The organism is Arthrobacter sp. 05L45_2, from assembly GCF_056397525.1.
In genome coordinates this window covers 1-17,429 of sequence record NZ_JBFTNO010000042.1, presented here as the reverse complement: position 1 = coordinate 17,429, position 17,429 = coordinate 1, and the positions used below count along the sequence as shown (strand labels likewise).

The following is a 17,429-nucleotide window of genomic DNA, read 5'->3' as shown; positions in this document are numbered from 1 at the left end:
ATTTCGGTTAGTAACGCATAACTGAGTTTTAGGTTAGTCTCTATTAACTGTGATGTCCAACACAGGACAGCTTCAACCAACACCCCTTTTATCCAGAGCAGTCGAGAGGGACGCGCCGGTGACTGAGTCCAGCCAGACAACCCAGCGAAGCCAGGCCAAGGAGAACCGCCGGAAGGCCCTCCTGACCGCGGCTGCCGCCCTGTTCGCCGCCGACGGCTTCAACCGTGTTTCGCTCGAGGACCTTGGCGCTGCAGCGGGAGTCAGCGGTCCCGCCGTCTACCGCCACTTCGCCGGCAAGCAGGCCGTCCTCGGCGCGCTCCTGCTTAGCGTCAGCCAGGACCTCTTGGACGGCGGCCGGACTGTGGTTGCTGGCTCCGGCGGACCGGCCGCGGCCTTGGCCGGCCTGGTCGAATTCCACGTCGACTTCGCCCTGAGCAACTCCGACGTCATCCGGGTCCAGGACCAGGACTTCAGCAACCTCGACGACGCCGACGAGGCCGAGGTCCGCACCCTGCAGCGCAACTACGTCGAGCTCTGGGTGGACGTCCTGGCCGGGCTGCACCCGGACACGGATCCCGCCGAACTGCGGATGCGCGCGCACGCCACGTTCGGCCTGATCAACTCCACACCGCACTCGGTCCGCAACCACGGGCGGCGGATGGCCCTCAAGCGTGCGCGGCCCCTGCTTGAGAGCATGGCGCTGGCCGCGTTGACGGCCCCACCCACGCCTCCCGCCGGCTGACGCCCCCACAAAGGCGCCCCGACATACCAAGGGTCCGGAATCCCTAGACCATCGCCAAGGCCATACCGGGGTCAGCAAGGATGGCGCCGAGGTCCTGGAGGAACCGGGAACCCTGCTCGCCGTCGACCAGCCGGTGGTCGAAGGACAGGCTCAAGGTCATAACCTGCCGCAGCGCCACCTGGTCCTGGTACTCCCACGGCATCTTCCGCACCGCGCCAAGGGCCAGGATGGCTGCCTCGCCCGGRTTSAGGATGGGCGTKCCSGCGTCAATGCCGAARACRCCGATGTTCGTGATGGAGATSGTGCCGCCACCAAGGTCCGCGGGGGCGGTTTTCCCGGCCCGGGCCGTGTCGGTCAGCTCGGTCAGCGCCGTGGAGAGCTGCAGCAGCGACATCTGGTCCGCGTCCTTGATGTTCGGCACGGTCAGGCCGCGGGGCGTCGCGGCCGCAATACCGAGGTTGACGTAGTTGAACTGCACAATCTCCTGGTTGGCCTCGTCCCACCGTGCGTTGAGCGTCGGGTGGTTGCGCAGCGCGATCAGCACCGCCTTRGASACCAGSGTCAGCGGCGTSAGCTTGTARCCGGCGAACGYGCGGCTGGCCTTSAGCCGYGCCAGMAGCTCCATKGTGGGYGTGACGTCGASSGTCAGGAAYTCGGTSACRTGCGGTGCGGTGAAGGCGCTGGAGACCATAGCGGCCGCGGTGAACTTCCGGACCCCCTTGATGGGCGTCCGGGTTTCGCGGGCGCCCTGGGCCGGGGCGCCGGCCTGGCTGCCGGCCAGGTCCTGGGGCGCCACCGGGAGGTCGCCTCCACCTACAAAGTTCCGCACGTCGTCGCGGGTGATCAGGCCCCGCTCTCCGGTCCCGGTGACGGCGCCGAGGTCAACGCCGAGGTCCTTGGCCAGTTTGCGCACCGGCGGGGTGGAGCGCGGACGCTCCCCGGCGGAGTCAGTGTGGGCGGCGGGCTGGGCTTCGGCCGCGGCCTCCGCCTGGGGGGTTGCGCCGGGTTCCGCAGCAGCCGGCGCCGGAGCCTCGGCCACAGCGGAGGCCGCCGGTGCCGCGGCGGCGAAGGTGCGGGCACGGCGGGCGGGGCGGCCCGAGCCCTCCAGCACGGCACCGTAGCCGACGAGGTTCGGCTCGCGCTTGGCGGGGGCCGCGCCGGCGTCGCCGTCGTCGCCCTCAATCTCGAAGGAGACAATCGGCTTGCCGACCTCCACGACGGTGCCGGGCTGCTCGTGCAGCGCGGTCACGACGCCGGCGAACGGCGAGGGCAGTTCGACGACGGCCTTGGCGGTTTCAACCTCGGCGATGATCTGGTTGAGCGTGACGGTATCCCCCACACCGACCTTCCACGCGACGATTTCTGATTCCGTCAGGCCTTCGCCGAGGTCCGGGAGCCGGAATTCCTTGATCATGGTGGCGGTCATCCTTCCAGCCCGCTAAGGGAGTTGGGGCGGCCCAGGGCCCGGTCGACGCCGTCGAGGATCCTGTCCAGGCCCGGCAGGTGGTGCATTTCGAGCTTTGAGTAGGGGTACGGCACGTCGAAGCCGGTGACCCGGACGGGGGCGGCTTCGAGGTGGTAGAAGCAGCGTTCGGTGATGCTGGCGGCCACCTCGGCGCCGAGGCCGCCGGACTGGCTGGCCTCGTGGGTAATAACGAGCCGGCCGGTCTTCCGCACGGATGCTTCCAGGGTCGCGAAGTCCAGCGGGGCCAGCGAGCGCAGGTCGATCACTTCGACGGAGACACCCTCGTCGGCGGCCGCGAGGGCAGCGTCGCGGGCGGTCTTCACCAGCGGACCGTACGCAACCAGGGTCACGTCGGTGCCTTCCGTGACCACACGTGCCTTCTCCATGGACAGGGCCGCGGAGAGGTCGAGGGACTCATCCACCTCGCCCTTGTCGTGGTAGCGGCGCTTGGGTTCGAAATAGAGCACGGGATCGTCCGAGGCGATGGCCTGCTGGATCATGGTGTGGGCGTCCTGCGGGTTGGACACGCTGACCACGCGCAGGCCGGAGGTGTGGGTGAAGTAGGCCTCGGGCGACTCGGAGTGGTGCTCGGGCGAACCGATCCCGCCGCCGAAGGGCACCCGGATGGTGATGGGCATCTTCACGGCGCCCTGGGTGCGGTAGTGCATCTTGGCGACCTGGCTGACGATCTGGTCGAAGGCCGGGTAGATGAAGCCGTCGAACTGGATCTCCACCACAGGGCGGTAGCCGCGGTACGCGAGGCCGACGGCGGTGCCGAGGATGCCGGATTCGGCCAGCGGGGTATCCACAACGCGGTGTTTGCCGAAGTCTTTTTGCAGTCCGTCGGTGATGCGGAAGACGCCGCCCAGGGCCCCGATGTCCTCACCCATGAGGATCACCTTGGGATCGTTTTCGAGGGATTTGCGCAGGCCGGAATTAATGGCGCGGGCAAAGGTCATCTGGGTCATCAGCGTGCACCTTCTTCGGAGGCGGCTTCTGCGGGATCGCCGAAGGAAGCCAGGTAACGGGTGTAGTGGTCCTGCTGGCGGTCCAGCCAGGAGTTGGGCGTGCTGTAGACGTGCTTGAAGATGTCGAGGGGCTGCGGCTCCGGCATGTTGATGGTGCCGGAGCGCAGTTCCTTGGCCACGGCGTCCGCCGTAGCGGCGACGGCGGTTTCCAGTTCCGCCGTCAGGAGTCCCTTGCGTTCGAGGAGGGCCTTGAGCCGGGCGATCGGGTCCTTGGCGGCCCAGTCCTCAAGCTCGTTGGCGTCCCGGTAGCGGGTGGGGTCGTCCGCCGTCGTGTGCGGTCCCATCCGGTAGGTGACGGCTTCGATGAAGGTGGGGCCGCCGCCGCGGCGGGCCCGGTCGATGGCGATCCGGGTGGCCGCCATCACGGCGAGGACGTCGTTGCCGTCCACCCGCATGCTCGGGATGCCGAAGCCGGAGGCGCGGTCCGCGATCTGGATGTGGGACTGGAGCATCACGGGCTCGGAAATGGCCCAGTGGTTGTTCTGGCAGAAGAACACCACGGGGGCCTGGAAACTGGCCGCGAACACCATGGCCTCGTTGACGTCGCCTTCGCTGGTGGCGCCGTCGCCGAAGTACGCTACGGCCACCGAGTCGGCGCCGTCGTTCTGGATCCCCATGGCGTATCCGGTGGCGTGCAGGGACTGGGCGCCAATGATGATTTGCTGGGTCGCCACGTTGACGGTGTACGGATCCCAGCCGGCGAGGGCGTTGCCGCGCCAGGCCTTGACGATGTCTGCCGGCTGGACGCCGCGGCAGTAGGCGACGCCGTTGTCGCGGTAGCTGGGGAAGACGAAGTCGTCGTCGCGGAGGGCACGGGCCGAGCCGATCTGCGACGCTTCCTGGCCCAGCAGCGGCGGCCAGAGGGCAAGCTCACCCTGGCGCTGCAGGGCGGTGGCCTCGGCGTCGATCCGGCGGATGGCCACCATGTCCTGGTAGAGCGAGGCGAGTTGCTCGTCGCTGACGTCCTGCACCCAGGAGTCGAACTCAGGATGGCTTACACGTTCACCCCCCGGGGTGATGAGCTGGACGAGATCGCCGCCCGAGCGCCTGTTTGATTCTGCACTGTTCCCGGGGCCGCCGGCGGCAATGCCGCCCTTGCCCGCGTCGTCGGTAAACACAGTTTGTCCGCAACCTTCTGACGTCGTCTGACCCTGCCCGCGGAACTTGTGGTTCCTACGCGCGACGGCCACCCGGGCGCCGTTGCCCCGGATAATTGTGACCCTACTCACAAGAGCCATTGGGTACAACCACCTTCGAAAAAGTTGAGCATTATGCCCTGCCGGGGGTTTCGTGACCGTGCTAACGTTGCGCATTATGCAAGCTTTGGATGGCACCGACACCCGCCTGCTTTCAGCCATGGCGTTGGATCCCCGCCGCACCGTCGTAGCACTCGCCCAGAAGCTGGGTTTGTCCCGGAATACCGTGCAGGCCCGGATGGCCCAGCTGGAGAAGAAGCACGTCTTCCTCTCCTTTGAGCGCCGGATTAATCCGGCCGCGCTGGGCTATCCCCTGATGGCSTTCATCTCCGTCCAYGTCCAGCARCAGAAGCTGGGCCAGTTGGCGGTGGAACTGGCCGGGATCCCGGAGATCCTCGAGGGGTACGGCCTGACCGGGTCGGCTGACCTGCTGCTCCGGGTGGTGGCCCTGGACGCCGAGGACCTGTTCCGGATCAACGGCAAAATCCTGGCCTGCGTGGGCGTGGACCGTACCGACACGGCCCTGGCCATGGGCGAACTGATCCCGTTCCGGATCCAGCCTCTGCTGGAACGCGGTTCCGCGGACACCTGAGCCCGCGGACACCTGAGACCGCGGCGCCCCCGCAACCGGCACCGGTTTCCGGCTACGGCTTCCGGCCCGAACACGCAAAGGCGGAGCCCCCGTGCACACTGCACGGGAGCTCCGCCTTACTGGTTCCGCTGTGTTGGTTGCGGTCCGGCCCCGGGTTAGTGGTTGCTGGCCTTTTCTGCGCCCACCCCGGTCAGGGAGCGGACTTCCATCTCGGCCTGCTTGGTGGTGTCTTCACGCCGCTTGTCCAGCACCGTGCCGAGCCAGCCCAGGAAGAACGCGAGCGGGATGGAGACGATACCGGGGTTGCTCAGCGGGAAGATCGCGAAGTTGGCACCCTGGATCATGGAGGTTTTGGCACCGGACACCACCGGGGAAAGTGCGATGAGGATGATGGCCGAGCCGAGGCCGCCGTACATGCTCCAGATCGCGCCCTGCGTGGTGAACCTGCGCCAGAACAGCGAGTAGATGATGGTGGGCAGGTTGGCCGAGGCCGCCACGGCGAACGCGAGCGCAACCAGGAACGCGACATTCTGTCCGTTGGCGAAGATACCGCCGGCGATAGCCAGGATGCCGATCACAATCACCGTGCGCCGGGCCACCCGGACCTCGGTTTCCGGATCGGCCTTGCCCTTGGCCAGGACGTTGGCGTAGATGTCGTGCGCAAACGACGCCGCGGCGGTAATGGTCAGCCCGGCCACCACGGCCAGGATCGTGGCAAAGGCCACCGCCGAGATGAAGCCGAGCAGCAGCGGGCCGCCGAGGTGGAAGGCCAGCAGCGGAGCCGCGGAGTTGACCCCGCCCGGAGCGCTCTTGATCGTGTCCGCCCCGACGAGGGCCGCGGCACCGTAGCCCAGCACCAGCGTGAACAGGTAGAACAGCCCGATCAGCCAGATGGACCAGACCACGGACTTGCGGGCTTCCTTGGCGGTCGGGACCGTGTAGAAGCGCATCAGCACGTGCGGCAGGGCGGCGGTGCCCAGCACGAGGGCCAGGCCCAGGGACATAAAGTCCAGCTTGGACGTATCCGACTTGCCGTACTGCAGGCCCGGGTTGAGGACGGCCGGGTTCTTGGCCGTTTCCGCCGCGCCGCCGAGGAGGTCGGAGAGGTTGAAGCCGTAGATCGCCAGGACCCAGAAGGTCATTACGGCCGCGCCGGCAATCAGGAGCATGGCCTTGATGATCTGGACCCAGGTGGTGCCCTTCATGCCGCCGATCAGGACGTACATGATCATCAGGGCGCCGACGACGATGATCACCAGCGCCTGTCCGCCCCAGTCGCTGATGCCCAGCAGCAGGGAGATCAGGCTGCCGGCACCGGCCATCTGGGCCAGCAGGTAGAAGAAGCACACGGCCAGCGTGGAGATGGCGGCGGCGATGCGGACCGGTCGCTGCCGGAGCCGGAAGGACAGCACATCGGCCATGGTGAACTTGCCGGTGTTGCGGAGCAGTTCGGCCACCAGCAGCAGGGCCACCAGCCAGGCGACCAGGAAGCCGATCGAGTACATAAAGCCGTCATAGCCGTTGATGGCGATGGCGCCGGTGATGCCCAGGAAGGACGCCGCCGAGAGGTAGTCGCCGGCAATTGCGGTGCCGTTCTGGGAGCCCGTGAAGGAACGGCCGGCGGCGTAGTAGTCGGCCGCCGTCTTGTTGTTGCGGCTGGCGCGGAACACGATCACCATGGTGACCGCGACGAACACGGCAAAGATGCCCATGTTCAGGAGGGTGGTGTCTTTGAGCGCGGCGACGTTGACCGCGGGGACCATAAGTGTCATTGTGCCGTTCCGCTCACTGGGTTGCCGTGCTTGTCGAATTCGTGGCCCTCGATCTCATGCCGGATCTCGGAGGCGATGGGGTCCAGCTTCCGGTTGGAGTAGCTGACGTACCAGCCGRTGATGGCGAACGTCGACACGAACTGCAGCAGGCCCAGGATCAGGCCGATGTTGATGTTCCCCCAAACCTTCGTGGACATAAAGCCCACGGCGTAGTCGGCCAGCAGGACGTAGGCGAAGTACCACAGCAGGAATGCGATGGCCATCGGAAAGACAAAGCTGCGGTGACGTTTGCGCAGTTCCTGGAACCGCTCCGTCGATTGGACTTCCTTAAAGTCCACGAACGCCGGTGCGTCCGTTTCTTGGGCTTCGTGACCCATCGTTCCTCCTCATTGAGACTGGCGAGCCACAACCGGTTACCCGGGTTCCGGGAAACAGACGTCCGGCCTTGTGTGACTGCAATCACTGTGCACCGTGACGCGTGTTACATTCCAGCACCGCCGTGTTTACTGTCGCTCAACGGTCGCCACGCTGCGCCCAACGGCGCACCRTGCCCGTCCGCGCAGCCTCCGCCGCCTGTCCGCACCCGCCGCGCTACGCTGGCAGCATGCCGGACTCTCCCCTCCTCTCCGCCGCGGCGATCGCCGTGATCGCGCTGGCGATCGCCGTCGTCGTCGCCGTGGGACTCAAGGTCCTGCGTTCCTTCCGGGAGCTGGGCACGGACGCCGAGCGGGCTACCTACAAGACGCTGCACGCCGCGTCCCGGGCCGGCCAGCACCTGCGCACCGGGCTGAACCCGGCCGGCGCCGCCAAGGCGAGCCGCCAGCTCCGGAGCCTGCTGGGCTGCGATGCCCTGGCGATCACCGACACCACCGGCGTCCTGGCCTGGGACGGCGGAGGCGAAGAACTCAAGCCGGCCCTGATGGGCCTCGCCGCCAAGGTGCTGGAGGGCGGACACACGGCGGTGATCCCGGCCGGGGAGCTGCAGTTGCTGGCCAACGGCGGGTCCCGGGCGCCGCTGGCTGCGGGGGCGGAACGCGCGGTCGTGATCGCGCCGATCAAGGCCGGCACCCGGGTGGCGGGCGTGGTGGCCGCGTTCGCGCCGGCCGCCGGAGCTGGGCTGGTCCGCGCCACCGGCGAGGTGGCGGACTGGGTGGCCACGCAGGTGGAGCTGGCGGAACTGGACGCGTCCCGGACGCTGCTGATGGAGGCCGAGGTCCGGGCGCTCCGGGCCCAGATCAGCCCGCATTTCATCTACAACTCACTGAACGCAATCGCGTCCTTTATCAATACGGACCCGGTCCGCGCCCGCGAACTGGTGGTGGAGTTCGCGGATTTCACCCGCTACTCGTTCCGGCGGCACGGTGACTTCACCACCCTGGCCGAGGAACTGCGCTGCATCGACCGGTACTTGCTCCTGGAGCGCGCCCGTTTCGGCGACCGGGTGCAGGTCAGCCTGCGGATCGCCCCGGAAGTGCTCAGTACCGTGATCCCGTTCCTGAGCCTGCAGCCGCTGGTGGAAAACGCCGTCCGCCACGGGCTCGAAGCCAAGGAAGGCCCGGGCCACATCACCATCACCGCCAACGACTCGGGCGCCTTCGCGGAGGTCACCATCGAGGACGACGGCGTCGGCATGGACCCGGAGAACCTGCGGGCCGTCCTGGCCGGACACACCGACGGCGACCACGTGGGCCTGCGCAACGTCGATGCCCGGCTGCGGCAGGTGTACGGCGAGGATACCGGCCTGGTGATTGAGACGGCGCCGGGCGAGGGCACGCTGATCACCATGCGCGTGCCCAAATCCCAGCCGCGCCACGACGCGTGAACCCGGCAGTACCCTAGAACCATGATTAACGTCCTCGTCGCCGACGACGAGCTGCCCGCCGTCGAGGAACTGGCCTTCCTGCTGGGCCGGGACGAGCGGATCGGGGCCATCCACCGGGCGTCCTCCGGCGCCGAGGCGCTGCGCGCCCTCGAATCCGAAGACGTCGACGCCGTCTTCCTGGACATCCATATGCCGGCGCTCTCCGGGCTGGACATCGCCCGGGTCATCTCCCGCTCGGCCAAGCCGCCCGCCGTCGTCTTCGTCACTGCCGACGAGGAGTGCGCGCTCGAAGCTTTCGAACTGGCAGCGGTCGATTACCTGCTCAAACCGGTCCGGGCCGAGCGGCTGGCCAAGTCGGTCGGCCGGATCAGCGAACTGCTCCGTGAGGGGGCGCCGGTTCCGGAGATGATCACCGTTGATCTGGGCGGGACCACCAAGATGATCCGCCGCGACGACGTCACCTACGTCCAGGCGCAGGGCGACTACGCCCGGCTGCACACCGCCGACGCCAGCTACCTGATCCGGGTGCCRCTGGCGGACCTGGAGCAGCAGTGGTCCGACGCCGGGTTCCTCCGGATCCACCGGTCCTACCTGATCGCCCTGAACCACGTCAGCCACATGAAGCTTGCAGCGGCCCGGCCCAGCGTCACGGTCACCGGCGCGGAGCTGCCCATCAGCCGCCGGCACCTGCCCCCGGTCCGGGAGAAGCTTGAGGCGACCCGGATCCGGCCGCAGGCATGACCCGGGTCCGTGTCACCGCACCCCGAAGCCTGAACCCGGGAAGCCTGGCCGCGGGCAGCCCCGATGCCGGCGCCGCCAGGACGGACTTCGCCGGCCGGACGGCCGCGGACACCCGGGAGGCCGCCGAGGAATCCGACGCCGGGCAGGTCTTCATCCGGTCCCTCATCCGCTCGCAGCTACGGCTGGGCATCGTGGTGGCCGCCGGCTTCCTGCTGATCCTCGTCGCGTTCGCCCTGATGCTGGCGCTGGTGCCGGGCCTGGCGGAGCTGCGCATCGCAGGGCTGCCGTTCGACTGGGTCCTTTTGGGTGCGGGAATCTACCCGGTCATCGGCCTGAGCGCCTGGCTGTATGTCCGCACGGCGGCGCGGAACGAGGCACGCTACCGCGACCTGGCCGGGGACAGGTGAGCGGCCGGTGAACCCGGTCGTGGGCATTGCCGCGTTTGCCGCCGTGTCGCTGGCCACCGCCATGATCGGTTTCTACGGCCTGCGGATCTCCCGGACCACCGGGGATTTCTACGTCGCCTCCCGCACCGTGCGGCCGTGGTGGAACGCCTCGGCGATCGGCGGCGAATACCTTTCCGCCGCGAGTTTCCTCGGCGTCGCCGGACTCATCCTGCTCTCGGGCACGGACGCGTTATGGTTCCCGGTGGGGTACACGGCCGGCTATCTGATGCTCCTGTTGTTCGTGGCCGCCCCGCTGCGGCGTTCCGGGGCCTACACGATCCCTGATTTCACCGAGGCCCGGCTGGATTCCAGGGCGGTGCGCCGGGTCACGAGCCTGGTGGTGGTGCTGGTCGGCTGGCTCTACATCGTCCCGCAACTCCACGGCGCCGCCCTGGCCATCCGGATCACCACCGGGCTGCCCGCGTGGGTGGGTCAGGTGGCCGTCGTCGCCGTCGTCTGCGTGACGGTGGTGGCCGGCGGGATGCGGTCCATCACCTTCGTCCAGGCCTTCCAGTACTGGCTGAAACTGACCGCGCTGGCCGTCCCGGTCCTCTTTATCCTGTTCGTCCTGGCCGGCACGGGCTCACCCGCCGCCGCGGAGCCCGCCGTGAATCCGACGGCGCTGGCCGCCGCCGGGCCGTACCAGAACATCTCCCTGCTGGTGGCCCTGCTCTTCGGGACGCTGGGGCTCCCCCACGTGCTGGTGCGCTTTTACACCAATCCCGACGGGCAGTCCGCCCGCCGGACCACCCTGATTGTCCTGGGCCTGCTCTCGGTGTTTTACCTTTTCCCGACGGCCTACGGCCTGATCGGCCGGGTCTTCGCGCCCGGCCTGGCCAAGAGCGGCCAGGCCGATGCCCTGGTGCTCCTGCTCCCGGGGCGGATGATCGGGGGGCCGGCCGGGGACCTGCTGTCGGCCCTCGTCGTGGCGGGGGCCTTCGCGGCGTTCCTGTCCACCACGTCGGGGCTGGTGGTGTCCCTGGCCGGCGTCATCAGCCAGGACGTGCTCGGCGGCAGTGTGCGGGGCTTCCGGCTCGCGGCGCTGATCTCGGCCGTGGTTCCGCTCGGGATCGCCAGTATGACGGACTCCACGGCGCTGGCCGGCAGTGTGGGCCTGGTCTTCGCTTTTACGGCCTCCACCATCTGCCCGGTGTTGCTCCTGGGCATCTGGTGGCGCGGCCTGACCGACGCCGGGGCGATCGCCGGGATGCTGACGGGGGCGGCCGCCTGCGGCGGCGCCATGATCGCGGGCGCCGTGCTGGGCGCCGCGGGGACGCCGTCCTGGCTGGCCCAGCCGGCCGCCTGGACGGTCCCGACCGCCTTCGCGGTGATGGTGCTGGTGTCGCGCGCCACCCAGGGCCGGGTGCCGCGGACCATCACCCGGCTGATGACCCGGCTGCATACCCCGGAACGGCCGCTCGTCACTGAACGCTAGTCCGCCGGGCGCTCCGCCGGGGGCTAGCCGCGGGCTAGTCGGGCGCTAGTCCGCTGGGCCCGTTAGCCGGCGCGCCTGCGCGGGAACGGGTCAGTCGATGGCGGCCATCAGCTCGACCACCCGGTCGAGGAACGCATCCACCTGGTTCTCCTCGTAGCCTTCGCGGCCGACGGCGGGGCGGAAGACGGCGCGGCGGATGTTGTCGACGCTCAGCGGCTGGTCCTCTTCGAGGTAGCCGATCAGTTCGTGGCAGAGATCGTCGACGTCGGTGGTGTTGTAGCTGCGCACCTTGCCCTTGGCCGGGCGGCGGAAGCGCTGGCCGTCGGGACGGTGCAGCCGGCCGCGGAGCAGTCCGGCGAGCCGGCCGATTTCGCGGAGCCAGGCGTCCTCGCCGCGCTCCCCGATCAGCTCGTCGCGTTCCCGCCGCGCCATGGCGTCCTCGAGGCGGTCCAGTGCCGCGTCGACGCCGGCCGCGGAGTAGCCGCCCTTGACGGGGTCGAATGAGACGGCGCGGACGTCAGCGCTTTTGATGGAGCGTCCGGCGGCGTGCGGCGATTCGAACGAAACCCGGGCGCGCTGCAGGAACTGGTCCACCTGCTTGGCGTTGTAGCCGTACTGGTTCCGCTGCACGCGGTCAAAGGAGGCCGGGATCTGCCGTTGAATGTCCACTGTAATGTTGTTTCCTTCGATGCCGTTCGGCTCTGGTTGCGCCACGTTCAGGCGTGATTGCTCGGCACCATTCTAGGCACCGGGAGCGGGGAGGGGAGTGTTAGCCGCCGGCTCCGGCGGAGAAGATCATAAAGGCCACCGGTGAAGCGAACACGATGGAGTCCAGCCGGTCCATGACTCCCCCGTGGCCCGGCAGGATGTTGCCCATGTCCTTGATGCCAAGCTCGCGTTTGACCATGGACTCGGCGAGGTCACCCGCCGTTGCGGCGGCAACCATTCCCACGGCCAGGGCCGCACCGAACCACCAGGGCTCACCGAGGACGTAGATGCTGGCGAGGATGCCGACCACCACGGCGCCGGCAATGGATCCGCCGAAGCCCTCCCAGGATTTCTTCGGGCTGATCTTCGGGGCCATCGGGTGTTTGCCGAGGGAGGCGCCCACGAGGTAGCCGAAGGTGTCGTTGGAGACCACCAGCAGCAGCAGTGTCCCGATCTCCCAGGCTCCGATCGGGACCACGCCGCCGGGCCAGGGCCCGATCGGGGTGACTCCGCCGGAGGCATGCAGCGGCAGCACGGCGAAGCTGATCAGGAACGGCACCCAGGCCATGGTGAAGACGCCGGCGAAGATGCTGCGGGCGGATCCGGCGGCACCTTCCAGGGAGCGCCACAGGAGCACCGCCACGCTGCTAAGCAGCATGGCGAACATCAGGCTTTCAGGGCCGCCAAAGTAGGCCGCGAGCGGCATGGCGATGGTGCCTGTCATGGCCGGGATGATCGGCAGCCGGGTGCCGGAGGCTTCGAGGGCCCGGAAGACTTCCCAGACGCCGAACACTGCGAAGGCCGTGACGATCAGGACAAAGGCCAGGGGCAGGAAGAGCAGGCCCCCCAGGACGGCGAAGAGCATGGCGAGGCCCACCGCCGTGGCGGCCGGAAGGTTCCGGCCGGCCTTGGGCGTGGGATTTTTCCGCTCTTTCCCCCGTACCCGGACACGCGGTCCGGGGGCCTGTTCCTCGTCCGCCATCAGACTTCGAGCAGCTCGGCTTCCTTGCGTTTGAGCAGCTCATCGATGCCGTCGACGTGGGACTTGGTCAGGGCGTCCAGTTCCTTCTCGCCGCGGGTGCCCTCGTCCTCGCCTGCCTCGCCGTCCTTGACCAGCTTGTCCAGGGTTTCCTTGGCCTTGCGGCGGATATTGCGGATGGAGACCTTGGCGTCCTCGCCCTTGGCTTTGACGATCTTGACGTATTCCTTGCGGCGTTCCTTCGTCAGTTCCGGGATGGTGATCCGGATGACGTTGCCGTCGTTGGAGGGGTTGGCGCCGACCTCGGAGTCGCTCAGGGCGCGTTCGATGTCCCGCAGGGCGGTCTTGTCGAACGGCGTGATGAGGATGGTGCGCGCATCCGGGACGGCAAACGACGCCAGCTGCTGCAGCGGCGTCGGCGAACCGTAGTACTCCACCATGACCTTGTTGTACAGGCCCGGGGTGGCGCGGCCGGTGCGGATCGAGGCGAAGTCTTCCTTGGCTACCTCAACCGCCTTGTCCATCTTGTCCCCGGCTTCGAGCAAGGTTTCTTCGATCACGGTCTCTCCTCAGAAAATAGTGCGCGCCCCATTGCCCGGGGTGCGGAACTGTCCTAAAAAACATCCTAGCCGCAGCTAGGGGGTGACTACGGTGCCCAGGTCCTCGCCGCGGATGGCCCGGGTCACGTTGCCTTCGCCCTCCATGCCGAACACCACCATGGTCAGGTTGTTGTCCTTGCACATGGTCATCGCCGTCTGGTCCATCACTCGGATGTCGCGGCGGAGGGCCTCGTCGTAGCTGAGGCTGTGCAGCTTCTCAGCGGTGGGATCCTTCTTCGGGTCGGCGGTGTAGACGCCGTCGACCCCGCTCTTGGCCATCAGGACGACGTCGGCGTGCACCTCCATGGCGCGCTGGGCGGCGACGGTGTCGGTGGAGAAGTACGGGAGTCCGGCGCCGGCACCGAAGATCACAACGCGGCCCTTCTCCATGTGGCGGATGGCGCGGCGCGGGATGTAGGCTTCCGCGACCTGTCCCATGGTGATGGCGCTCTGGACGCGGGTCTCGACGCCCGCCTGCTCCAGGAAGTCCTGCAGGGCCAGGCAGTTCATGACGGTGCCAAGCATGCCCATGTAGTCGGCGCGGGAGCGGTCCATGCCGCTCTGCGAGAGTTCGGCGCCGCGGAAGAAGTTTCCGCCGCCGACGACGATAGCGACCTCGACGTCGGGCACGGCGGCCGCGATCTGCTTGGCGACCCCGCGGACAGTGTCCGGGTCAACGCCCAGTTTGCCGCCGCCGAAAACCTCGCCGGACAGCTTCAGGAGCACGCGGCGCCTGGTCTTCTTAGGCTGGGCTGAATTGTTGACGGTTTCCATGGTGCCTTCCCGTTGGTGAGCTTTGAAAAGATTATCGTGCCGGGGACCAAAGGCTGCATTCCGCCCCGGGCCAGCGTTCCCGGGTGCATGCAAAAGGGGTGGCCACCGCAGTGACCACCCCCTYAGCGTGTCTTACTTAGGAACCGACGCGGAAAYGCGTGAATCCGGTTGCCTTGACGCCGGCCTCTTCGAGGACCTGGGCGACAGACTTCTTGGCATCCTTGGCGAATGCCTGGTCAACGAGGACCTCGCCCTTGTAGAAGCCCGTCACACGGCCTTCCACGATCTTGGTCATCGCAGCCTCGGGCTTGCCCTCGGCCTTGGCGGTTTCCTCGGCGATGCGGCGCTCGGACTCGACCAGCTCGGACGGAACGTCCTCGCGGGTCAGGTAGTTCGGAGCCATGGCAGCGACGTGCACGGCGACGTCGTGGGCGGCAGTGGCAGCAGCTTCGCCTTCACCGTCAACGGCGAACAGCACGCCAACCTGGGCCGGGAGGTCCTTGGAGGTCTTGTGCAGGTACGCGTCGACCGTCGGGGCTTCGATGCGGGCGATGCGGCGGACGACAACCTTCTCGCCCAGCACTGCGCCTTCTTCGATGACAACCTCGGACAGCGGCTTGCCGTCGACCTCGGTGGCGAGCAGGGTGTCAAGGTCGGCAGCGCCGGACTCAACAGCAACAGCAAGCACCTTGTCGGCGAGCTGGATGAACTTGTCAGCCTTGGCGACGAAGTCGGTCTCGCAGTTGACCTCGATCATCACACCGACGCCGCCGTTGACCTTGGCGGCAACCAGGCCTTCAGCGGTGGAGCGGCCTTCGCGCTTGGTTGCGCCCTTGAGGCCCTTGATGCGGATGATTTCGATGGCCTTCTCGGCATCACCGTTGGCTTCGTCAAGAGCCTTCTTGACATCCATCATGCCGGCGCCGGTGCGCTCGCGCAGAGCCTTGATATCAGCGGCAGTGTAGTTCGCCATGTGAACCCCTCTGTCTAGAAATTTATGTGGTGTACGGACCAACAGGACGGCTGCTCACCCAGTGAGCAGCCATCCTGTCGGTACCCCTTGCGCTGCAGGCAACTGCATGAAGCGCGCGGGGAGATCCTGATTTATTTGTCTGACTACTTGGCTTCGTCGGCGGCCGGAGCAGCTTCGGCGGCCGGGGCAGCCTCGGTTGCTTCCGGAGCGGCAGCTTCCGCGGCGGCCGGAGCGGCAGCCTCTTCAGCCTTGCTGCCTTCGAGGAGCTCGCGCTCCCACTCGGCCAGCGGCTCTTCCGGGGCTTCCGTGGTGCCGGTGGCGCGCTGGTTGCGGGCGATGAGGCCCTCAGCAACGGCGTCAGCGACAACGCGGGTCAGCAGGTTAACGGAGCGGATGGCGTCGTCGTTGCCCGGGATCGGGAAATCGACTTCGTCCGGATCGCAGTTGGTGTCCAGGATGGCAACAACCGGGATGTTCAGCTTCTTGGCCTCGTCAACGGCGAGGTGTTCCTTCTTGGTGTCGACAACCCAGAGGAGCGACGGCGCCTTGGTCAGGTTGCGGATACCACCGAGGTTGGTTTCCAGCTTGGTCAGCTCGCGGCGGAGAAGCAGCAGTTCCTTCTTGGTGTAAGCGGAACCGGCGACGTCGTCGAAGTCGATCTCTTCGAGTTCCTTCATGCGCTGGATGCGCTTGGAAACCGTCTGGAAGTTGGTCAGCATGCCGCCGAGCCAACGCTGGTTGACGTACGGCTGGCCGACGCGGGTGGCCTGCTCGGCAATAGCTTCCTGTGCCTGCTTCTTGGTGCCGACGAAGAGAACGGTGCCGCCGTGTGCAACGGTGGCCTTTACGAACTCGTAGGCACGGTCGATGTAGGACAGCGACTGCTGAAGGTCAATGATGTAGATGCCGTTGCGCTCCGTGAAGATGAAACGCTTCATCTTCGGGTTCCAACGACGGGTCTGGTGTCCAAAGTGGACGCCGCTGTCAAGCAGCTGGCGCATAGTTACGACGGGCATGCCGACGCTCCTTCCGGCAGGTCATTCATGAGAGAGCCCATGGACCCTCTTACCCTGCCAATAGTTGACGGTTGATTAGCAACACCCAGGCGGGTGTTCCTCCTGGCATCCACCGCACCCCTCATCCAGGCCTAGGCCGGACCGTAAGAGGCGCAGTCCTCCGCACCCGGAAGCCGGGCTTCGGATAGGGAGGGCTGGATACGCGTAGTCAGYCGCTGCTCCCGCACTCCTGAATGAGACGTGCTGCCCGGCCACGCGCACGGATCATCGGAATGAACCTTCGGAGTGGCATAAGGCATGAGGGCACAGCAAACTGCTCCACCAAGTGTACTACAGCGGACCCCCACCCAGGGACCGGTTAAGGGGTTCTCCCGGGGGCTGCGGGAGGGGCCTCGACGGGAATCCACATAGCGCCGCCGCGGGCTTCCCGGCCGGTCGTGGCCGCGGCAGGCTGGCGGCATGAGGATACCCGCATTTCCGGCAGCCCTGCTGCTCGTTTTGGCCCTGGCGACGCCGGCGGCGGCGCCCGCACTGGCAGGCACCGCACTGGCAGGCACCGCGGTTCCCGCCGGAGGATGGACCTGGCCCCTCGCCCCCAGGCCGGCGGTGCTGCGGGCGTTCGATCCGCCGGACCGGCCCTGGCTGAGCGGGCACCGGGGCGTGGATCTGCAGGCGGCGTCCGACGGCGCCGCGGTCACCGCACCGGCCTCGGGCACGGTCAGCTTCGTCGGTTTTGTGGTGGACCGGCCGGTGGTCACGATCGACCACGGCGGCGGGCTGCGGAGCAGTTTCGAACCCGTTTCCAGCAACCTTCACCCAGGCGAGGCCGTGGTCCGCGGGGCGGTGGTGGGACGTTCACTGCCCGGCCATTGTGGCGGTACACCGTGCATCCACTGGGGCGTGCGGCGCGGGGAGGACTACGTCAACCCGCTGGCCTTCGTGATGGACCTGCGGCCCTCCATCCTGCTGCCGCCCGTACGACCCGGTGACGGGCTGGGGGGCTCGGGATGAAGGGCCGCAGTGGTGCCGCGTCAGGCCGGGGCATCGCCGCCGGCCGGCGGGGCCTAGACGATGGCCGAAATGCCCGTGATGGCCCGGCCGGTGACGAGGGTGTTGATCTCGTGGGTGCCCTCGTAGGAGT

At 67.5% G+C, this 17,429-nt stretch carries 18 protein-coding genes; 7 read left to right on the top strand and 11 right to left on the bottom strand.

The window, feature by feature from the left end; genetic code table 11:
• Nucleotides 1–118 precede the first annotated feature (118 nt).
• Nucleotides 119–742: an SACE_7040 family transcriptional regulator gene (locus AC1DHD_RS05470; RefSeq protein ID WP_476878732.1), complete on the top strand. Its 624-nt coding sequence runs from the start codon at nucleotides 119–121 to the stop codon at nucleotides 740–742.
• A 43-nt stretch (nucleotides 743–785) separates the two neighbouring features.
• On the opposite strand, the gene AC1DHD_RS05465 is transcribed toward AC1DHD_RS05470, so the two are convergent.
• Genes AC1DHD_RS05465 through pdhA form a run of 3 tightly spaced genes read right to left on the bottom strand, consistent with a single transcriptional unit; the run spans nucleotide 786 to nucleotide 4,353 of the window.
• A complete protein-coding gene (locus AC1DHD_RS05465) occupies nucleotides 786–2,168 on the bottom strand; it encodes a dihydrolipoamide acetyltransferase family protein (protein ID WP_476878731.1) in 1,383 nt (460 codons plus the stop codon).
• A complete protein-coding gene (locus AC1DHD_RS05460) occupies nucleotides 2,165–3,175 on the bottom strand; it encodes an alpha-ketoacid dehydrogenase subunit beta (RefSeq protein ID WP_476878730.1) in 1,011 nt (336 codons plus the stop codon). The genes AC1DHD_RS05465 and AC1DHD_RS05460 overlap by 4 nt, the downstream gene beginning before the upstream one ends.
• On the bottom strand, nucleotides 3,175–4,353 hold the full coding sequence (gene pdhA, locus AC1DHD_RS05455) for a pyruvate dehydrogenase (acetyl-transferring) E1 component subunit alpha (RefSeq protein ID WP_476878729.1): 1,179 nt from the start codon (nucleotides 4,351–4,353) through the stop codon (nucleotides 3,175–3,177). Before pdhA ends, AC1DHD_RS05460 begins: the two co-directional genes overlap by 1 nt.
• A 196-nt stretch (nucleotides 4,354–4,549) precedes the next feature.
• Here pdhA and AC1DHD_RS05450 point away from each other — a divergent pair, with 196 nt between their 5' ends.
• Entirely contained in the window at nucleotides 4,550–5,023 is a 474-nt protein-coding gene (locus tag AC1DHD_RS05450) for an Lrp/AsnC family transcriptional regulator (RefSeq protein ID WP_476878728.1), read from the top strand.
• Nucleotides 5,024–5,178: 155 nt separating this feature from the next.
• Here AC1DHD_RS05450 and AC1DHD_RS05445 read toward each other — a convergent pair whose 3' ends face one another.
• A complete protein-coding gene (locus tag AC1DHD_RS05445; protein ID WP_476878727.1) occupies nucleotides 5,179–6,795 on the bottom strand; it encodes a solute symporter family protein in 1,617 nt (538 codons plus the stop codon).
• A complete protein-coding gene (locus AC1DHD_RS05440) occupies nucleotides 6,792–7,172 on the bottom strand; it encodes a DUF485 domain-containing protein (protein ID WP_476878726.1) in 381 nt (126 codons plus the stop codon). Before AC1DHD_RS05440 ends, AC1DHD_RS05445 begins: the two co-directional genes overlap by 4 nt.
• Nucleotides 7,173–7,399: 227 nt before the next feature.
• On the opposite strand from AC1DHD_RS05440, the gene AC1DHD_RS05435 reads away from it, so the two are divergent.
• Genes AC1DHD_RS05435 through AC1DHD_RS05420 form a run of 4 tightly spaced genes read left to right on the top strand, consistent with a single transcriptional unit; the run spans nucleotide 7,400 to nucleotide 11,239 of the window.
• The gene (locus AC1DHD_RS05435; protein ID WP_476878725.1) at nucleotides 7,400–8,617 is read left to right on the top strand and encodes a sensor histidine kinase; all 1,218 of its coding nucleotides are present in this window, start codon (nucleotides 7,400–7,402) and stop codon (nucleotides 8,615–8,617) included.
• A gap of 21 nt (nucleotides 8,618–8,638) precedes the next feature.
• Nucleotides 8,639–9,358 (top strand): LytR/AlgR family response regulator transcription factor, encoded by a 720-nt coding sequence (locus tag AC1DHD_RS05430; protein WP_476878724.1) that lies wholly within the window; start codon nucleotides 8,639–8,641, stop codon nucleotides 9,356–9,358.
• The gene (locus AC1DHD_RS05425) at nucleotides 9,355–9,765 is read left to right on the top strand and encodes a DUF485 domain-containing protein (protein WP_476878723.1); all 411 of its coding nucleotides are present in this window, start codon (nucleotides 9,355–9,357) and stop codon (nucleotides 9,763–9,765) included. Before AC1DHD_RS05430 ends, AC1DHD_RS05425 begins: the two co-directional genes overlap by 4 nt.
• A 7-nt stretch (nucleotides 9,766–9,772) precedes the next feature.
• The gene (locus tag AC1DHD_RS05420; protein ID WP_476878722.1) at nucleotides 9,773–11,239 is read left to right on the top strand and encodes a sodium/solute symporter; all 1,467 of its coding nucleotides are present in this window, start codon (nucleotides 9,773–9,775) and stop codon (nucleotides 11,237–11,239) included.
• A 90-nt stretch (nucleotides 11,240–11,329) separates the two neighbouring features.
• Here the strand turns inward: AC1DHD_RS05420 and AC1DHD_RS05415 are convergent, their stop codons facing one another.
• From AC1DHD_RS05415 to rpsB, 6 genes are all read right to left on the bottom strand, one after another.
• A complete protein-coding gene (locus AC1DHD_RS05415; protein WP_476878733.1) occupies nucleotides 11,330–11,914 on the bottom strand; it encodes a DivIVA domain-containing protein in 585 nt (194 codons plus the stop codon).
• 94 nt (nucleotides 11,915–12,008) lie between these two features.
• Nucleotides 12,009–12,929: a phosphatidate cytidylyltransferase gene (locus tag AC1DHD_RS05410; RefSeq protein WP_476878721.1), complete on the bottom strand. Its 921-nt coding sequence runs from the start codon at nucleotides 12,927–12,929 to the stop codon at nucleotides 12,009–12,011.
• Nucleotides 12,929–13,486, bottom strand: coding sequence for a ribosome recycling factor (frr, locus tag AC1DHD_RS05405; protein ID WP_476878720.1), 558 nt, complete (start codon nucleotides 13,484–13,486; stop codon nucleotides 12,929–12,931). The genes AC1DHD_RS05410 and frr overlap by 1 nt, the downstream gene beginning before the upstream one ends.
• Before the next feature lie 75 nt (nucleotides 13,487–13,561).
• On the bottom strand, nucleotides 13,562–14,299 hold the full coding sequence (gene pyrH / locus AC1DHD_RS05400) for a UMP kinase (protein ID WP_476878719.1): 738 nt from the start codon (nucleotides 14,297–14,299) through the stop codon (nucleotides 13,562–13,564).
• Between the two features lie 136 nt (nucleotides 14,300–14,435).
• Nucleotides 14,436–15,272 (bottom strand): translation elongation factor Ts, encoded by an 837-nt coding sequence (gene tsf, locus AC1DHD_RS05395; RefSeq protein WP_476878718.1) that lies wholly within the window; start codon nucleotides 15,270–15,272, stop codon nucleotides 14,436–14,438.
• A gap of 143 nt (nucleotides 15,273–15,415) precedes the next feature.
• The gene (rpsB, locus tag AC1DHD_RS05390) at nucleotides 15,416–16,288 is read right to left on the bottom strand and encodes a 30S ribosomal protein S2 (protein WP_476878717.1); all 873 of its coding nucleotides are present in this window, start codon (nucleotides 16,286–16,288) and stop codon (nucleotides 15,416–15,418) included.
• Between the two features lie 459 nt (nucleotides 16,289–16,747).
• Between rpsB and AC1DHD_RS05385 the strand changes: the two genes are divergently transcribed.
• Nucleotides 16,748–17,299 (top strand): murein hydrolase activator EnvC family protein, encoded by a 552-nt coding sequence (locus AC1DHD_RS05385; RefSeq protein ID WP_476878716.1) that lies wholly within the window; start codon nucleotides 16,748–16,750, stop codon nucleotides 17,297–17,299.
• Nucleotides 17,300–17,429: the final 130 nt, after the last annotated feature.

Bases quoted from the DNA above. Each gene is read 5' to 3' on its own strand.
- AC1DHD_RS05460 (WP_476878730.1), bottom strand. From the start codon at position 3,175: ATGACCCAGATGACCTTTGCCCGCGCCATTAATTCCGGCCTGCGCAAA.
- AC1DHD_RS05445 (WP_476878727.1), bottom strand. From the start codon at position 6,795: ATGACACTTATGGTCCCCGCGGTCAACGTCGCCGCGCTCAAAGACACC.
- AC1DHD_RS05435 (WP_476878725.1), top strand. From the start codon at position 7,400: ATGCCGGACTCTCCCCTCCTCTCCGCCGCGGCGATCGCCGTGATCGCG.
- AC1DHD_RS05425 (WP_476878723.1), top strand. From the start codon at position 9,355: ATGACCCGGGTCCGTGTCACCGCACCCCGAAGCCTGAACCCGGGAAGC.
- AC1DHD_RS05410 (WP_476878721.1), bottom strand. From the start codon at position 12,929: ATGGCGGACGAGGAACAGGCCCCCGGACCGCGTGTCCGGGTACGGGGG.
- pyrH (WP_476878719.1), bottom strand. From the start codon at position 14,299: ATGGAAACCGTCAACAATTCAGCCCAGCCTAAGAAGACCAGGCGCCGC.
- rpsB (WP_476878717.1), bottom strand. From the start codon at position 16,288: ATGCCCGTCGTAACTATGCGCCAGCTGCTTGACAGCGGCGTCCACTTT.
- AC1DHD_RS05385 (WP_476878716.1), top strand. From the start codon at position 16,748: ATGAGGATACCCGCATTTCCGGCAGCCCTGCTGCTCGTTTTGGCCCTG.